Origin of the sequence: Lagierella massiliensis, from assembly GCF_001407835.1 — a bacterium.
Taxonomy (GTDB): Bacteria; Bacillota; Clostridia; order Tissierellales; family Peptoniphilaceae; genus Mediannikoviicoccus; species Mediannikoviicoccus massiliensis.
Window position 1 is genome coordinate 36879 of record NZ_CYUO01000005.1, and the last position, 17254, is coordinate 54132.

Consider the following 17254-nt stretch of genomic DNA (forward strand, 5'->3'; position numbering starts at 1 on the left):
ATTAAAATAGGTGAGAAGATGAAAGATAGATTTGGACGAGAGATAGATTATCTAAGAATTTCCATTACAGATAGATGCAATTTAAGATGTAGGTATTGTATGCCAGAAGATGGTTTCCACAAGGTGGACTCAAGGCAGGTACTTACCATTGATGAATATATAGAAATAGTAAAGGCTTTCAAAGAGCTTGGCATAAAAAAAGTTAGAATTACCGGGGGAGAGCCACTGGTAAAGTATGGAGTAATAGACCTAATAAAGGGGATAAAAGAGCTTGGAATTGAAGATATTTCAATGACCACCAATGGAATCCTCTTAAAGGACATGGCGAAGGAATTAAAAGATGCTGGACTAAATAGAGTAAACATATCTTTAGACAGTTTAAAAGAAGATAGATATAGCCACATAACCAGAGGTGGCAAACTAAAAGACGTACTTGAAGGCATTGAAGCTTGCAAAAAGTATGGTATCAGTCCAATAAAAATAAACACTGTAGTACTAAGGTCTTTTAACTTAGATGAGTATAAAGATTTTTTAGAACTTACGAAGGACGAAGATATTATCGTAAGATTTATCGAGCTAATGCCAATTGGAGAAGCTATAAAGAATAAAGACGACTTTATTTCAAACGAAGAGCTGATAAATTTATGTGGCAATTTGAAACCGGTTAGAGAAAGTATTGGATCGGGACCAGCAAAGTACTATAAGATAGATGGCTACAAGGGAGAAATTGGATTTATAAACCCAATATCATGTAACTTTTGCAAAAACTGTAACAGAATTAGACTTACAGTTAAGGGGAATTTAGTTTTATGTCTACATTCTAAAAAGACAGTGAATATTAAGACGCCACTTAGAAATGGCGAAGATATAAAACAAGTTATATTACAGGCAATTGACGAAAAGCCCGAAAGACATTCCCTAATACAAGGCAAGTACAATGAAACCGACATGAATGAAATTGGAGGATAAATGGATTTAACTCATATTAACGAACAGGGTAGAGCCAAGATGGTGGACGTGTCATCAAAGGAAGATACCCTTCGAGTTGCTACGGCAAAGGCAACTATAAGAATGAAAAGAGAAACCATTAATAGGGTTAAAAGTGGTGGAATAAAAAAAGGCGATGTGCTTTCAGTGGCACAAGTTGCAGGAATTATGGGAGCAAAGAACACTCCACAGCAAGTTCCAATGTGCCACACCATATTACTAACGGGAGCAGACATTGAGTTTGAAGTAAAAGAAGATTGTATTGACATATATTGCACAACAAAGACAACGGGGAAAACCGGAGTTGAAATGGAAGCACTTGTAGGTTGTTCAACAGCAGCCCTAACAATATATGATATGTGTAAGGCTATAGACAGAGGCATGGTAATAGAGGAAGTGAAATTAATGGAAAAAGTTGGAGGAAAGTCCGGTCACTACAAAAGAGGCGTTGGAGAAGTAATTGACGTAAACATCTCAAGGGAAAAAGGTGTAATAAAAACTCCTGTAGAAGTTGGAAATTTAATAGAAAACTTTGGACTGGAAGGAGACGCCCATGGAGGAAACTGGCATAGACAAATAAGTTTACTTGCAGTTGAAAGCATTGACAAGATGAAGGCCATGGGGCTCCCTGATTTAAAAGACGGAGACTTTGCAGAAAATATTACAACAAAGGGACTTGTTCTACACGAAATTCCCGTTGGAACAAAGTTTAAAATAGGAGATAGCCTTTTAGAAGTTACACAGATCGGAAAAAAATGCCATAAGGGCTGTGCAATAAAACAAAAAGTTGGAAGTTGTATCATGCCAACGGAAGGAATTTTTGCAAAAGTATTAAAGGGAGGACTTATTAAAAAAGGTGACAAGATAGAGCTGTTAGACTAAGGAGTTATTATGTATTCAAAGATATATACCTGTTTTCTTGAAGGTTTACAAGGATATAAAGTAGAAGTTGAAGCAGACATAGCGAGAGGACTTCAAGCATTTAATATAGTCGGGCTGGCAGATGTATCAATAAAAGAAGCAAAAGAGAGGGTTCGTTCAGCAATAACAAACTCTGGATTTAAATTTCCCGTTGGAAGGATCACCATAAACCTGGCACCGGCAAATTTAAAGAAGGAAGGTTCACAATTAGATATTTCAATTGCAATCTCAATTCTTACAGCCTATGGAACAATAATAAAAGAACCAAAGGACAACATTGCATTTATAGGAGAGCTTGCCCTTGATGGAAGGCTTATGACGGTGGACGGAGCCCTGCCCATGGCAATATCACTAAAGGAAATGGGCTTTGAAAAAATTATAGTACCTGTCGACAACAAAGAGGAGTGTTCATTAGTAAAAGACGTTGACATAATACCTGTGGACAATCTTACAAACCTTGTGGATTATCTAAATGAAAATATAGATATAGAACCATTTAACGAAGATGTGTTTAGCGACTTTGAAGAAGAAGTAGAATACGACATAGACTTTTCTGAAATAAAGGGACAAAAAAATCTAAAAAGAGCTATGGAAATAGCAGCAGCAGGAGAACATAACCTGCTTATGATAGGGCCACCAGGGGCAGGAAAGACAATGGCGGCAATGAGACTTCCTACCATTCTACCACCACTGGACTTTGAAGAGTCAATGGAATGTACAAAAATTTATTCGGTGAGTGGCGAATTAAAAGAAAATCGACTTATAAAGAAAAGACCATTTAGAGCACCACACCACACAAGTTCTTCAGTGTCCATCATAGGTGGAGGTCGAATTCCAAAGCCGGGAGAAATATCCTTAGCACATAACGGAGCGTTGTTTTTAGACGAGCTTCCAGAATTTCCGAAATCAACCATAGAAGTTTTGAGACAACCCTTGGAAGAAAAAACCATAACAATTTCCCGTGCAAACGCAACACTTACTTATCCTGCAAATTTTTTATTTATCGCAGGGGCAAATCCGTGTCCATGTGGATACTACGGTAGTGAAGAACACGAGTGTACATGTAGTGCGTCACAAATACAAAGATACCTTGGCAAGATATCAAGGCCAATCCTTGATAGAATAGACCTACATGTAGATGTTAAGCCAGTAAAGCTAAAGGACTTAAGAGACAAAACACCAGAAGAGTCTTCTAAAGAAATTAGAAAAAGAGTTGTTAAGGCGAGAAATATTCAACGAGAGCGTTTCAAAGGAGAAAAGACCAAGACCAATGGTCAAATGAACAATAGACTTATTAAAAAATATGTTAAACTTGACGACAACTTAAATGAGTTATTAGAAGCGGCGTACCAAAAATATAAATTCTCAGCAAGAAGTATCAATAAAATTCTAAAACTTTGCAGAACCATAGCAGACCTTGATGGAAGCGAAGATATAAAAGAAAAGCATTTGCTTGAAGCGATACGCTTTAGAACAGTTGATACAAAGTATTGGGGATAGATAATAACACTGGAAGTTTTTAAGATTTTATTGTAGCTTATAAAGAAAAATATTTCATTTAAACTTTAAGAAGGTGGTAAAAATGAAAAAGAAAAATATATTAACTTTATCATGTATATTTCTTATTCCAATCATGCTTTTATTATCAGGTTGCAGAGGGGCTGAAAATAAAACGACAAAGACAGACTTTCCACTGGATGAAAAAGGATATCCGAAGAATGATGTTGTCTTAATTAATGACAAGTCCTATCCAATAAAAATTGCAAAAAGTTCAAAAGGAAATTCTGAAATTGTTATTAAATTGGAAGAAGAAAGCGATGTCGTTGATCTTGTTGTTCCTCAATATCTACCCATCAATATTTGGAGTGTAGACGAAAAAAATATTTTAGATTTAATATCATATAGCAGAGTTGATTGTTCAATAAAAGATAAAGATATGGTTGAAGGAATATCAAATTCAGTACAAAAATTTAAGTTTCAAGTTACACAAGGTGAAACAATATTTTTAAAATGGTCAAATATAAATGAAATAGAGAAACCATTTAAAGATAAAAACGAAGACTACTTATTAAAGGTTGTGGTTTCAAAGTAAAAGAATATAAAGCTATCACCCTGGAAATTTCCAGGGTTTTTATTACAAAATTTAAGATGTATAACGTATATTTGAAATAAATATATCATATTGTACATAGATTGATTTTATATTATAATATGGCAAGGTGATTAAATGAAATATTTATTTTTGCTCAGCAAAAAAGCGGGGAGTGGTTTTTTTACTGAGTTGGAAAATAAAATTGTTCGCTGTTACAGTGAAAAAAATTTAGAGTATGAAATCATAAAAACTGAATACAAGAATCATGCAAAGGAAGTTGTTAGTAAGTATCATGATGAAAAAGATTTGTTTTTTTATGTTTGCTCTGGCGATGGAACTTTAAATGAAGTGGTAAATGAGATGAAGAAAACTGATGCAAAGTTTACTCTGGGACTTATTCCATCTGGTACTGCCAATGATTTTTCAAAGAATTTCAATTATAAAAATTTTAGTATAGATAAAACTATAAATCCAATTGTTGAAGATATCGACTTAATCAAGGTGAACGACAGATATTGTATTAATGTGTTAAGTTTTGGATTTGATACAATAATTTTGAAGGATGCCTATGACTTGCTAAAAAAGAATCCAAAATTAGGAGAAAGAGCATATCCAAGGGCAGTGTTTAAAAATATATTTAAGATACCTAAGTTTAAGATAAAATCTACAATTCAAAATGTTGAAAATACTTCTGTTAGTGTAGATGGTGAGTTTCTTCTTGGTGCAATTTGTAATGGGGGATACTATGGTGGTGGGTTTAATCCATCTCCAAATGCAAATATAAAAGATGGTGTGCTGGAGATTTGCTTAGCGGAGAAGATGTCTTTAATTAAGATGGTCCCTCTTATTTTTAAATACAAAAAAGGAAGGCATCTTTCACATAAATTAATTCACTTTCATAAGCTAACTAAGGGACGAATAGAGTTTGAAAAAGAGATTATGGTCAATGTTGATGGTGAAATTTTTAAAACTGATTATTTAGATTTTAGAGTTTCACCAAAAGCTTTGAAATTTGCAAACATATGTAATGAAAAAATATAAAAATGTCTCTTTACCATGTGATTTGGTAAGGAGACTTTTTTATGCTTTTAAATCCTATTAGATTTTGAATTCTTTGTGTAGTCTCAAGATTTCAAGGAGCATTCCATCTCTGTACTTTGCGAGACTTTCGTTGGTGTTTCCTATATTGGACGGTCTGTTTTTGATAGCTTCTTTAACTCCGTCTACAGTTTTTTTCTTTATGTCATCGGTAAACTCGGTCCATGTGGCTGCGTCTTTTAACCAGGTTTCCATAGAAGGACCTATATGATCAAGAAGTCCTTTAAGCCCGTGTTCACCTCCACCGAGTTCAAATATCTGTCCCGGTCCCATAATCGCCCATCTTATTGCTGGACCAAAGGTAAGTGCAGTTTCAGCATCTTCCATACTGACTACATCTTTATAAACTAAGTCCATCATCTCTCTTAATACCACAGCTTGAAGTCTGTTAGCAATAAATCCGGGAACTTCGTTTCTTATAATAATTGGTTTTTTACCTAATTTTATAAAAAGTTCTTTTATCTCATCTGCCAATATAGGGTCTGATTTTTCTCCTTGTGAAATCTCTATTAGAGGGATTAGGTGAGGAGGGTTGTAGGGGTGAACTCCAAAAATTCTTTCGGGGTACTTGGCGTCTTCTGCTATTTTTGTAATGAGTAGTCCAGAGGTTGCAGAACATAGAACGCATTCTTTATCTGAAAAACTATCAAAAGTCTTTACAAATTCTTTTTTTATATCATAGTTTTCTGGAAGAGCTTCTTCAATTATGTCAGCGTATTTGATAGCATCTTCTTGACTATTGGTAAAACTTATTCTTGAAAGAATAATATCTCTGTCTTCTTCTGAAACTACATTTTTTTCCACTAACTCGTTTAAGTAGGTTTCGATCGTATTTTTAGATTTTAGTTCTCCTTCAGAACTTCTGTTATAATTTTTTACATTCATTCCGCCCATCGCAAAAAGCAATGTAAAAGACGAACCTATTACTCCACCGCCTATGACGGATGCTGTTTTAAATTCTCTAACCATTATATCCTCCTTTTTAATTTTCTATTTTTATATTATATACCCAAAAGCATAGTTGTTTTTATAATAGATTAATACTTTATTTAAAAATAGACATACCCATTAAATAAATTGGACATTTTAACGATTGACTGATATTATAAGTGTGTAAATAAATTTATTCAGGAGGGAAAAAAATGAACTTTTACGAAAAATCAAAGGAATTTGCTAAGGAACATGTTGAACCATTCAATCGTCGTAGTGACGAAGAAGGAAAATTCCCAGTAGAAACATTTAAAGCTATGGGAGAAGCAGGATATTTTAAACTTCTTATTCCAGAAGAATTAGGAGGACTTGGAAAAACTGCTGTAGAACATCAACAAGCTGTTTTGGCATTTGCAGAAAGCAATCCAACAACAGGTCTATGCTATATGATGCACAACGTTGCACTTATGACAGTACTAACTAATGGAAATGATGAATTAAAGAAAAAAGTTGTAGATGACATTGTTAACAACAACAAATTTATGGCTTTAGCTTATTCGGAATTCGGAACAGGAACACATTTTTACATTCCTGAAGTTAAAGTAACTAACAACAATGACGGTTCATTTACATTTAATGGAACTAAGTCAATGGTTACAAGTGCTTTAAACGCAAGTTATTACTTAATCTTAACTCCATCAACAGAAAAAGAAGGAGCTATAAACAACTGGTTGGTTCCGCTTGAAGCTGAAGGATTAGAATTTAAGATGGAACACTGGAAAGGCATAGGAATGAAGGGAAATGTTTCTTGCCCAATGAGATTAAATGATGTAAAACTTGATGAAGTTAATAGAATCGGTGAAGAAGGATCAGGACAAGACCAAGTATTTAATGTAGTAGCTCCATACTTCATCTTAGGACTTGCAAGTGTTTACACTGGATTAAACTTAAGATTATCAGGTGTTACAAACAATTACGCTTTAAATAGAAAATATCCTGATGGAAAGAACTTAGCTAACATAGAAACAGTTCAAATACACCTTGCAACAATTTACAAGAATGCAATGAGTTCAAAGGCTCTTACAGAACTTGCTGCAAGATCATTAGTTGATGGAGAAGCTGATGCAGTAGCTAAGATTATCGCTGCAAGAATCGCTGCAATTGACAACGCAATAGCTTCTTCAACACTTGCAATGAGAGTTGGTGGTGGAAAGACTTACAACAAGGCAAGTGAAATCGAAAGATTGATGAGGGATGCTTATGCAGGACAAATTATGGCTCCATCATTAGACGTTCTTAATGTATGGTTAGGCAAGGCAATTACAGGACAACCACTACTATAATATAAAAAAAGGAATGATATAATGAAAAAATTAAAGGTTGGAGCAGTTATATACGCTCCTCGTGTTACAGTTATTTGGGAAATGATAGAAAAGTTTTATAAGGATCATGGAGCTGATATAGAACCAGTTTTCTTTAAAGACTATAAACTTCAAGTAGATGCTTTAGTGAATGGAGATATTGATGTGGCTTGGAACTCTCCACTTGCACAACTTGATGCAAGACTTAGACTTGAAGGAAAAGAAAAAATAGGCTGCATGAGAAACACCGACAGAGATAGAAGAACTTATCTTGTTGTAAAAAAAGATAAATTCAAAGAAGTTAATGACCTAAAGGGAAAGACTATTGGTTTTGGTGCAATCGACTCTCCTCAAGCAAGACTTATTCCTATTAACCACCTTCATAAAAATGGTTTAGAATTTGGAAAAGACTATGAAGAAAAGAGATTTGATATTGGTGTAGGATTACACGGAGACCATGTTGGTGGAGAACTTGACAGCATGAAAGCTATGTTAAATGACGAAGTTGACGCAACTTTCTGTCTTGACTTAAACTATGACGCATGGGTAGCTGATGGAACTATTGACAAAAATGCTGTCGAAGTTTTAGATAAGACTGACCACTTTGACCACTGTATCTATACTTTTAATCCAGAAGTTTCAGATGAAGATATAAAAGCTTTTGACGATATAATGTTCAAGATGGATTACAACAAAGAAGAAGACAAGGAAATTATGGATCTTGAAGGACTAACTGAATGGGTTCCTGGTAGACGTGACGGATTCAAACAAATCACAGAAGCCAATGAATATTTAGACAATTTCATAGAAGGCTTTAATAGTGGAAAGTAAATTATTTCAAACTGCTCTTATAGGCTCTATGCCAAGGGGTAAAGAGATTTTACTGGCCCGTAGAAAACTTTCAGCAAATTTGATAGACAAAGCGTCTTATGATAATTTGGTAAAAGAAAAAACTAAAGAAGTTATCAAATTACAAGAGGACTTGGACATAGATATCATCACAAGCGGAGAAATCGAAAGAGATAACTATGTTTCATTTATATCTGACAAACTTGGTGGAGTTACCCAGATGAGCATGGCAGAGATGCTCGATTATGTAGATGACAAGAGAGAATTTGAAAACATCTTGACAACTTTAGATGTTCCCGCATCTTCAATAAAAAATGCTATATGTACTGGCAAATTGGAATATAAGGGAGACATAGTTTTAAATGAATTAAAACTTTTGAAATCCCTTACAAAGAAACCGGTTAAAATAACAATGCCAGGACCATACCTTGTGACAAGAAGCATGTGGTTAGCAAATGTTAGCTCAAATTTCTACGATAGCAAGGAAGATCTTGGTGAAGATGTAATTAGAATTTTCAAAGAAGAAATAAAAAATCTACAAGAAATTGGAGTTGATGTAATTCAATTTGACGAACCAGTTCTAACAGAAATTGTATTTACTGAAGGTAGACCGAGAACTTTTATGTGCGCATCTTTATCACAAAGAAAGGATCCGACAGAAGAGTTAAAGTTTGCAACTCATCTTATAAAAGGTGTTATGAATGGAATAGATAGAGAAAAATCCATTGCATCAATGCATGTGTGTAGAGGAAACTGGAGTAAAAATGAAAGTATTTTATTAGAAGGACCATATACACCATTACTCGATTTATTTGCAAATATTAATGCAGATTTACTTTCCCTTGAATTTTCTACACCAAGGGCTGGAGAGATAAAATCTCTTTTAAGTGACGATAGGATTAGGGACAAAATAATCCTTGGACTTGGTGTAATCAATCCACGCTTTGATGAAAAAGAAAATGAAGATGTGATATATAATAGGGCTAAGGAGGCGCTTGAATATATTGAACCAAAAAATCTGTGGTTAAATCCAGACTGTGGCTTTGCAACTTTTTCAAATAGACCGGTAAATGAATACGAAAACATCAAAAACAAATTACAATCTATGATTGATGCTCGTGACAGACTAAGGAAAGAATATGGAAGATAATATTAATTTCTTTGAGAAAAACTATAGAGCAGTAGTGAAGAGTGACGAGGTAAAGGTATATAACGAAAAGTCACAACTTGCCATAGACTCCGCAATTTCATTTGACTCAGAGAAAGAAGAATTTACATCCATAGACTATTTTATTTCAGCAATAGTATCTGAAATAATCCTTACAATGGAAAGAGTAGCAAAAAAACGTGGAGAGATTCTTCAAGATATTGAAGCGAAAGTCAGTTTAATAATAAAAAATCCGATGTATCTGCTTAATGTAATTGGATTTGAAGAAAGTGCTTTAATAGAAAAGATAAATATAGATATCTATTTGTTTTCGTTTTTAGAAGGTGAAGAGTTAGAAGATTTTTTAAAAGAAGTTTTAGACAGGACATTAATCTACAACTCCTTTAAAGAAAAAATTGAGGTTAATTTTAAAACTGTCTTATAGGACTGTTGGGGTGTATGAAAGTACGCTCCAGCAGTTTTTTATGTTTTTATTCTGTTTAAAAACTTATCATTTTGGTATAAATTTACTATAAACCTTAGAGGTGATAAAATGAATAGAAATAAATTTTTTGTAATTTTGGTGATAATTTTAATCGCCATTGGAGTTAAGTTTTATAAAAATAACTTGAGCACAAATTCGAACAAGGGAAATACGGAAGGGACTGATATAGATATGAGTAATATAAAAAATAGAAATGAAATCTACTTAGCTGGTGGTTGTTTTTGGGGAGTGGAAGGCTACTTCAAGAAGATTCCAGGTGTTCTTGACACATCTGTTGGGTATGCAAATGGCAAAACCAAAGACACCACCTATAGAAAGGTAAAGGAAACCGACCACAGCGAAACAGTAAAAGTAATTTATGATGAAGATAGAGTTTCACTGCAAGAGCTATTGGAGCATTATTTTAGAATAATTGATCCCACATCTGTAAATAAACAGGGCAACGATAGAGGAAGACAGTATAGAACTGGGATTTATTATACAAATCGAAACGATAAACTCATCATTGATGAAATTATTAGGCAAAAACAAGAAGAGTATAGTGAAAAGATTGCAGTTGAAGTTGAACCATTGAACAACTTTGTTCTTGGAGAGGACTATCATCAAGATTATTTAGATAAAAATCCAGGAGGCTATTGTCATATTAACCTTGCACTGGCAGATGAACCACTGGACACAAAGGGCAAAGTCATCGAGAAGGATCAAAAGGAATTAAAGGAAAAACTTACAGAAGAACAGTATAAAGTAACTCAAGAAAATAAAACCGAAAGAGCCTTTACTTCTGAATTTGACGACTTCTATGAAGAGGGAATCTATGTAGATGTAGTAAGTGGAGAACCGCTATTCTCATCAAGGGACAAGTACGATGCAGGCTGTGGATGGCCTTCATTTACAAAGCCAATCGACTCAAATATAAATTACAAAAGCGACAACTCTTTTAATATGAGTAGGGTTGAAGTGAGAAGTAAAAATGGTGATTCCCATCTTGGTCATGTGTTTAATGACGGTCCAAAAGACAAAGGTGGTGCAAGGTATTGTATAAATGGTGCATCACTCAGATTTATTCCGCTAAGCAAGATGAAAGAAGAAGGATATGGAGACTATATTGACAAAGTAAAATAATTAATAGGGAGACGAAAGTCTTCCTTTTTTTAAAATTCAAATGTCTTTATCCAAGGGATGGGGGTTATTGCTATAGAAAAAATATTATGGTATTCTAAGCTATGAAGTGTTTACTTGGCACCCACTTAAAAAATCAAGATGTGATGGATATCTGTCTCGTCTTTTAGCGAGACTTTTTTTATTTTATATATCCTTGGTGTCATAAAACATAAATATTTTTTAAGGAGATGTTTTATGAACAAAAAATTTAATCAAAAATTCTTAGTTAGACAGGGAATCGTTGCGGCGCTTTACGCAGTGCTAACACTGGCATTTCCAAACCTTGCCTATGGACCATTACAGTTTCGGGCATCAGAAGCAATGACTCTGCTTGCATTCTTTAACCCAGAGTACGTTTGGGGACTTACTCTTGGATGTTTTCTTGCAAATATTTTCAGTCCATATATACTGGATATAATAGTAGGAACATTTGCATCCTTCATAGCAGTTTACTTTATGAGCAAATGTAAGAATATTTTTGTGGCGTCTATTATACCAGCCATAGCAAATATTTTAATCGGAGTGCAAATCTACTTTGTAACGAAGGGAGAGGCGGCGTTCTTTTTAACAACAGGACAAATAATGCTTTCTGAGATAATAATTGTTACAATAATAGGTGTACCACTATTTAAACTACTTACAAAAAACAAAGAGTTCGTAAATATTTTAGACTTAGATAAGAGAGGACTCGTTTAAAGGAGAACAAAATGAAATGTATAGGAACCATCGGTAGATATTTCAATGGACCACTTTATAAATCTTCATATATAAAAGAAAGTTCGCTAAACTTGGCGAAAGAGTCGGACATAGTACTTTTTTCACTGCCAATAACTAAGGATGAATCAATAATAGATGAATTACTTTTAAAACTGGACGGGCTTTTTATCAGTGGAGATGAAGAAGTAAATCCATTTTTATTTGGACAAGACCCTATAGACAATAGAGGAAAGTTTGACCTATTACAAGATGATGTAGAACTTATCTACATTGAAAGGGCAATAAAAAATAATATTCCACTACTTGTTACAGGTAGGGGAGCGCTTTTATTAAACATCTACTTTGGTGGAAACCTATATCGTGATTTAGAAAAAGAATTAGGTCAAGAAGTGTATCACAAAGGTGAAGAAGAAAGTACATTTCACTTTGTGGAATTAGAAAAATCATTTTTAAAAGATGTTTTTAAAGAAGAAAAAGTTGTAGTGCCGTCAAACCACAGACAGGGAATTAAAGTCCTGGGAAGTGGTGTTAAAGTTACAGGAGAGTCTTTAGACGGAGTTGCGGAAGTTATAGAACCTGAAGGGGACGAAAAGTTCCTGGGACTACAATTTAACTTGGAAGATATGGAAATGGAAGCAGCAGTTAAGATATTAAAAAGCTTTTTTGAAGGGGGACAAAATGAGTAAGATAATAGGAATACCTCTTTGGACACATTCAGATGTAGTCAGGCGACAAGAAACAAATAATAGTTTTGTGGAAAAATTAATATCACTTAATGCCATTCCTCTAATGTATCCACAACAAAAAGACGACAGGGCAATTGATGAGTTTATAAATCGAATAGACGGACTTATCCTTACTGGAGGTGCAGATGTGTCCACAGTGTTATATAAGGAAGAGATGTCTAATGCTCTACAAGAGACCCAGTACCATAGAGACCTTGTAGAAATAAAAATATTTGAAAGGGCAGTGGAAAAACAAATCCCGATCTTTGGAGTGTGTCGAGGGCTGCAGCTAATAAATGTATTCTTTGGAGGAACCCTTTATCAAGACATTTACTCACAGTTTGATAATCCCTTCCTACATTCAGATAAAAATGACAAGGGATATGAATACCATCATATGATCGAAACGATGGAAGGAAGTATATTAAGAAAAGTCCTTGGAGAAAGGGATTATGTAAACTCCATTCACCATCAGGCAATTAAAGATTTGGGACAGGGATTAAAAGTTACTGCTACAGCTTCAGACAAGATGATTGAAGGCATTGAACATGAAAGCCTTCCAATATTTGCAACGCAGTTTCATCCCGAACTTGATAAGTATAATGAAAAGTATATAGATATATTTAAAGCCTTTTTAGAAATGATAAAGTAGCCGCGAATTGACGGCTACTTTTTAATTTATTTTAAATTAGTATTAACACACCCAAATTGTTGGGTAGAAATTAGCAAAATAATGGGTTAAGATAAAATCATAATAGAGAATAAATCATTTTATTTTTAGAATTGTTGGAGCGAGTGTAACTTGGAAGGTGATAATTTGAGAGATAACGATAAACTCTTATTAAATATCGGCGAAAGAGTAAGAGAATATAGAAAAAAATTTGGATATAGTCAGCTTAAATTATCTGAAGTTTTAGGAGTGTCTTTAAACACCATTCAAAATATTGAAGCAGGAATAAGGATGCCTTCCGTTGAAGTGGTTATACAACTGGATGCTTTATTAGATACAAATATCGGAAAATTAATTCAAGAACACATAAGTGCTCCAGAGATAAAATTCAAAGATTATGTTGAGCTATTAGAAAATGCTTACTTTTTAGGAAGATACAAAGATTTTAGCAGATACTTAGAAGAACTTATATACTTTAGCGATGAGTACAAAGCTTATTTTGAAATCAATTCCTATGAAAGAAAGATATACAAATATTTTTTAGGCAAACAGCAGATTATAGAAAAAAATTACGATAAGGCTTACGATTTATTATCCGAAGCTCTGAAAGTAAGAACAAAAAAATCAGAAAAAAGTATAACACTTGATAAGAGAATAGAAGTTAATAAGCTCAAAGTTAAAACAGATATTATAAAAGCTACAAGAGATTCGAAAAAGATTTATAAGATAGTCGATAAACTTTGTAAGTTGCTAAAACAAGAGAGAGACAATTCACTCAAAATGGATCTCATTCACTGCATTGCTGAAATCTATATTTTCAATTTAAAAGACTATCAAAATGGTTATGAGTTTTTAAATGAAATAGAAGATGAACATTTTATTACTACAAATCCTTCATATTTTACAAGAATTTTCTTTTTAAAATCATTTTGCGCGCGCAAGTTAAATTATGATAATGCAGGTGAACTGGAAACGGCTCTTAGATTTTTCGAAGTGTTTGGTGGAGGAGAAGAGTACGAAAGGTTAAAAAGAATGTACTCTGATATGGATGGTAAATTTTAAATATGATAATGCATTTAGGATAAATTAATTTTAAAAAGACATAAGGAGTTATTATGCGTAGATTAATTAAAAATCATAAGTCTAATTTTATTTTAGACATGGTACTTACAGTAATTGAAATACTAACCGACATACTTTGGGCTTTTGTTGGAAAGTACATTCTTGACTATGCTACTGGCGAAACGAACATGACCTTACAAAAGGTTATTTTTATTGCTATCGGCGCAATTGTAATAAGAATTTTGTTTTTCTCTTTAAGGGAAGCTCAGGATGAGAAGCTTGTAAGGAATATTATGGCGGAGTACAAAACTGATATCTTAAATACATATATTAGTTCAAAGGGCGAAAAAACAGGCTCGGATATTATAAACACGCTAACTAATATTTGTACTAATTTAGAACAGATGTACCTGAAGCCAAGCCTTCAATTAATTCAAAAGATATTGCTTTTTATAGGTGCTTGTACAGCTGTCATAATGATTCAGTGGAAGTTATTTGTAGTTATTATTTGTACAAGTTGGATTCCTTTGGTTATACCAAGAGTGTTGGATAAAAAAACACAGAGTTTAAGAGAAAAGGCAATAAAGCAAACAGAATATTTTATTTCTCGTCTTAGAGATATTACTAATGGATTTGAAATAATAAAAGCTTTTAACATTGAAAACAAGATGAAGAAAATTGGGCAAAGTGAAATTGAAGACAACGAAAAGGCTCAAAAAGATGCAAATGTGTTTCAAGTTGCCCATGAAGGTTTTGGCGCTTTTCTAAGCTTGCTAACCTACATTATAATTTATCTTGTTGCAGGATATATGGCAAAGAAAGGCATAATTACCATAGGGGAAATTATGGCGACAACAATGCTATACAACTCCATTGGAAATGCAATTAACTATATAACCAAACTAACAATTATGATAAAGGGATTTAGTGGAGAGTATCAAAAGTTAAATGAATACATTGACTCTTCTAAGAATTTTGATGGATACAAAGACTTTGAATTCAATAGAGAGTTAGAGATAAAAGATTTAAGTTTTGCATATGACGAAAAGACAATTCTAAACAATATTAATCTAAAAGTCGAAAGAGGTAAAAAGTATGCAATTATAGGTGAGTCAGGATCTGGAAAGTCTACTTTAGACAAATTGTTGTTGAGAAGTCTTTCTGGATACGAGGGAGAAATACTTTTTGATGGAATAGAATTAAAAAATATAGATCAAAAATCTTTTTATGAAGGTGTTTCTCCAGTAACTCAAAATGTATTTATATTTAATGACACCATAAGAAATAACATAACATTATATGCAAATTACTCTGAAGAAGAAGTTCAAAGTGCAATTGAAAGCTCGGGACTTGATAAAGTTATTAGAAATCTTCCCGATGGTATAGATACGGTTATTGGTGAGTATGGAACTGACTTATCTGGTGGGGAAAAACAAAGAATTTCAATAGCGAGATGTTTGATTAAGAATACAAAAATAATCGTTATGGATGAAGCAACATCATCCTTGGATAAAACGACAGCAAGAAATATCGAACAATTATTATTGGATTTGGACAAGACAGTAATTGTCATAACACATAGGATTGATTCAGAAATACTTTCTCAATACGAAAGAGTGTTTGTATTAAAAGATGGAGAATTTATAGAAGAAGGCAAGTGGGATGAAATAAATTCATATAAGAATTAAATAAGGCACCCTGTTCAAAGTATTTGAAAGAATAGGGTGCTCTTTTTATTTTTTTATTGACTCATTATGCCTTTTTGCATACTCTTTTAAAATTTCATAAAATTTCTCGCCTATGCTTGACAGTGTTACGTCTTCATGGACAATGGTGCCAATAATAATCTCTTCATCCGCGGACACAGGTATTGAAATAATATCCTTGTCATGCAGATACTCTGGAAAGATACCTGAAGAGAAGGTGTAGGCGTTTAGTCCCATCATAAAGTTTACCACGGCGGCTCTGTCTGACACATTAATGGATCTTTCCACTGGGAGGTTGCTAAAGACTTCTTCGCTATAGTAAAAGGCGTTATACATTCCCTGGTTAAATGAAATCTTTGGATACTCTCTTAGGTCCTCCAGGTCGATTAACTCTTCCTTTGCCAGTGGATGTTCTTTATAGAGGAAAACATGGGGTTTTGCCCTAACAAGCTCTTCAAAGATTAAGTTGTTTTCTGAAAGAATTTTTCTAATAACTGCCTCGTTGTACTTTGAAAGGTATAGTATTCCAATTTCAGAGTAAAGTGTCTTTACATTTTCGATAACTTCATATGTAGTCGTTTCGCTAAGTGTAAAGTTGTAGTCATCTTCTTCATATTCCTTTACCAGTTCCACAAAGGCATGGGACACGAAGGGATAATGTTGTGACGATGCACAAAAGGACTTAATCTGTTTTGTCTTCTTAATATATTTTTCTTCCAAAAGGTCTGCTTGGGTTATAACCTGTCTTGCATAGCCTAAAAACTCCATCCCTTTGTGGGACAGAGTTACTCCTCTATTTGTCCTTATAAATATTGGAAAGCCCAGTTCTTCCTCTAACTCTTTGATTGAGTTTGAAAGACTTGGCTGTGATACATATAAATATTTTGCAGCTTCATTGATAGAACCCTTTTCTGCTACAATAATAATATAGCGTAATTGTTGTAATGTCATTTTCTTCTCCTTTGTAAATATCATACCACAATTTAGGGGTATAATATAAAAAGGGGGATGATCATGGTAGATAATAAAATTTTAAGATTCTTCAAAGTAATATTACTGGTACTGATTGCTTCATACATCATTTATGAGGTGTATGGGCTATATAGCAAATCATTTAAAAGTGTGTTTGTTCATGTGCTTTTAATTGTTTTTTTGCTTTATGTTTTTTACAAGATAATTGTAGGACTATACAGGTATATCAAAGAAAATAAAATAAAAAAATAAGACGGTCACCCGTCTTATTCAAAGGAAGTTGTTATGAAAAAAGTCATCTCTCAATTATTATAGTAGTACAACTTGCTTAAAAATTTCTTAAAAGGAGAA

The 17254-nt window shown here is 33.5% G+C and carries 17 protein-coding genes and 1 pseudogene; 16 read left to right on the top strand and 2 right to left on the bottom strand.

The features are described from left to right. Nucleotides 1-18 precede the first annotated feature (18 nt). The 6 genes and pseudogenes from moaA (at nt 19) to BN2746_RS03780 (ending at nt 5041) form a co-directional block, all read left to right on the top strand. The gene (moaA, locus tag BN2746_RS03760; RefSeq protein WP_055078524.1) at nt 19-969 is read left to right on the top strand and encodes a GTP 3',8-cyclase MoaA; all 951 of its coding nucleotides are present in this window, start codon (nt 19-21) and stop codon (nt 967-969) included. After that, nucleotides 970-1419: pseudogene (moaC, locus tag BN2746_RS09150) on the top strand (cyclic pyranopterin monophosphate synthase MoaC); the annotation flags it as partial. After that, the gene (locus BN2746_RS09155) at nt 1393-1869 is read left to right on the top strand and encodes an MOSC domain-containing protein (protein ID WP_317133681.1); all 477 of its coding nucleotides are present in this window, start codon (nt 1393-1395) and stop codon (nt 1867-1869) included. The pseudogene moaC and the gene BN2746_RS09155, both read left to right, overlap by 27 nt. 9 nt (nt 1870-1878) lie before the next feature. After that, a complete protein-coding gene (locus tag BN2746_RS03770; protein ID WP_055078526.1) occupies nt 1879-3408 on the top strand; it encodes a YifB family Mg chelatase-like AAA ATPase in 1530 nt (509 codons plus the stop codon). A gap of 82 nt (nt 3409-3490) precedes the next feature. Continuing rightward, on the top strand, nt 3491-4000 hold the full coding sequence (locus tag BN2746_RS03775) for a hypothetical protein (protein WP_055078527.1): 510 nt from the start codon (nt 3491-3493) through the stop codon (nt 3998-4000). 135 nt (nt 4001-4135) lie between these two features. Continuing rightward, nucleotides 4136-5041 carry a diacylglycerol/lipid kinase family protein gene (locus tag BN2746_RS03780; RefSeq protein ID WP_055078528.1) on the top strand — a complete coding sequence of 302 codons (906 nt, stop codon included), beginning with the start codon at nt 4136-4138 and terminating at the stop codon, nt 5039-5041. A gap of 57 nt (nt 5042-5098) precedes the next feature. On the opposite strand, the gene BN2746_RS03785 is transcribed toward BN2746_RS03780, so the two are convergent. Then, on the bottom strand, nt 5099-6067 hold the full coding sequence (locus BN2746_RS03785; protein ID WP_055078529.1) for a 3-hydroxyacyl-CoA dehydrogenase family protein: 969 nt from the start codon (nt 6065-6067) through the stop codon (nt 5099-5101). Between the two features lie 173 nt (nt 6068-6240). Here BN2746_RS03785 and BN2746_RS03790 point away from each other — a divergent pair, with 173 nt between their 5' ends. The 10 genes from BN2746_RS03790 to BN2746_RS03835 all read left to right on the top strand — a co-directional run bounded on the left by BN2746_RS03790 (nt 6241) and on the right by BN2746_RS03835 (nt 15913). Then, nucleotides 6241-7371 (top strand): acyl-CoA dehydrogenase family protein, encoded by a 1131-nt coding sequence (locus tag BN2746_RS03790; RefSeq protein ID WP_055078530.1) that lies wholly within the window; start codon nt 6241-6243, stop codon nt 7369-7371. A gap of 21 nt (nt 7372-7392) precedes the next feature. Beyond that, complete coding sequence (locus tag BN2746_RS03795; protein WP_055078531.1) at nt 7393-8220, top strand: phosphate/phosphite/phosphonate ABC transporter substrate-binding protein; 828 nt, start codon at nt 7393-7395, stop codon at nt 8218-8220. Further along, nucleotides 8210-9388 carry a cobalamin-independent methionine synthase II family protein gene (locus BN2746_RS03800; protein ID WP_077064925.1) on the top strand — a complete coding sequence of 393 codons (1179 nt, stop codon included), beginning with the start codon at nt 8210-8212 and terminating at the stop codon, nt 9386-9388. Before BN2746_RS03795 ends, BN2746_RS03800 begins: the two co-directional genes overlap by 11 nt. After that, the gene (locus BN2746_RS03805; RefSeq protein WP_055078532.1) at nt 9378-9830 is read left to right on the top strand and encodes an OsmC family protein; all 453 of its coding nucleotides are present in this window, start codon (nt 9378-9380) and stop codon (nt 9828-9830) included. The genes BN2746_RS03800 and BN2746_RS03805 overlap by 11 nt, the downstream gene beginning before the upstream one ends. A gap of 108 nt (nt 9831-9938) precedes the next feature. After that, complete coding sequence (gene msrB / locus BN2746_RS03810) at nt 9939-11012, top strand: peptide-methionine (R)-S-oxide reductase MsrB (RefSeq protein ID WP_082420197.1); 1074 nt, start codon at nt 9939-9941, stop codon at nt 11010-11012. A gap of 234 nt (nt 11013-11246) precedes the next feature. Further along, nucleotides 11247-11747 carry a QueT transporter family protein gene (locus tag BN2746_RS03815; RefSeq protein ID WP_055078533.1) on the top strand — a complete coding sequence of 167 codons (501 nt, stop codon included), beginning with the start codon at nt 11247-11249 and terminating at the stop codon, nt 11745-11747. A gap of 11 nt (nt 11748-11758) precedes the next feature. Then, complete coding sequence (locus tag BN2746_RS03820; RefSeq protein WP_055078534.1) at nt 11759-12454, top strand: gamma-glutamyl-gamma-aminobutyrate hydrolase family protein; 696 nt, start codon at nt 11759-11761, stop codon at nt 12452-12454. Continuing rightward, nucleotides 12447-13145, top strand: a complete 699-nt coding sequence (locus tag BN2746_RS03825) for a gamma-glutamyl-gamma-aminobutyrate hydrolase family protein (protein WP_055078535.1) — start codon at nt 12447-12449, stop codon at nt 13143-13145. The genes BN2746_RS03820 and BN2746_RS03825 overlap by 8 nt, the downstream gene beginning before the upstream one ends. Nucleotides 13146-13310: 165 nt before the next feature. Next, nucleotides 13311-14225, top strand: a complete 915-nt coding sequence (locus tag BN2746_RS03830) for a helix-turn-helix domain-containing protein (protein ID WP_055078536.1) — start codon at nt 13311-13313, stop codon at nt 14223-14225. A 53-nt stretch (nt 14226-14278) separates the two neighbouring features. Next, nucleotides 14279-15913, top strand: a complete 1635-nt coding sequence (locus tag BN2746_RS03835) for an ABC transporter ATP-binding protein (RefSeq protein WP_055078537.1) — start codon at nt 14279-14281, stop codon at nt 15911-15913. Between the two features lie 45 nt (nt 15914-15958). On the opposite strand, the gene BN2746_RS03840 is transcribed toward BN2746_RS03835, so the two are convergent. Next, nucleotides 15959-16882 (bottom strand): LysR family transcriptional regulator, encoded by a 924-nt coding sequence (locus BN2746_RS03840; RefSeq protein WP_055078538.1) that lies wholly within the window; start codon nt 16880-16882, stop codon nt 15959-15961. Between the last annotated feature and the right edge of the window lie 372 nt (nt 16883-17254).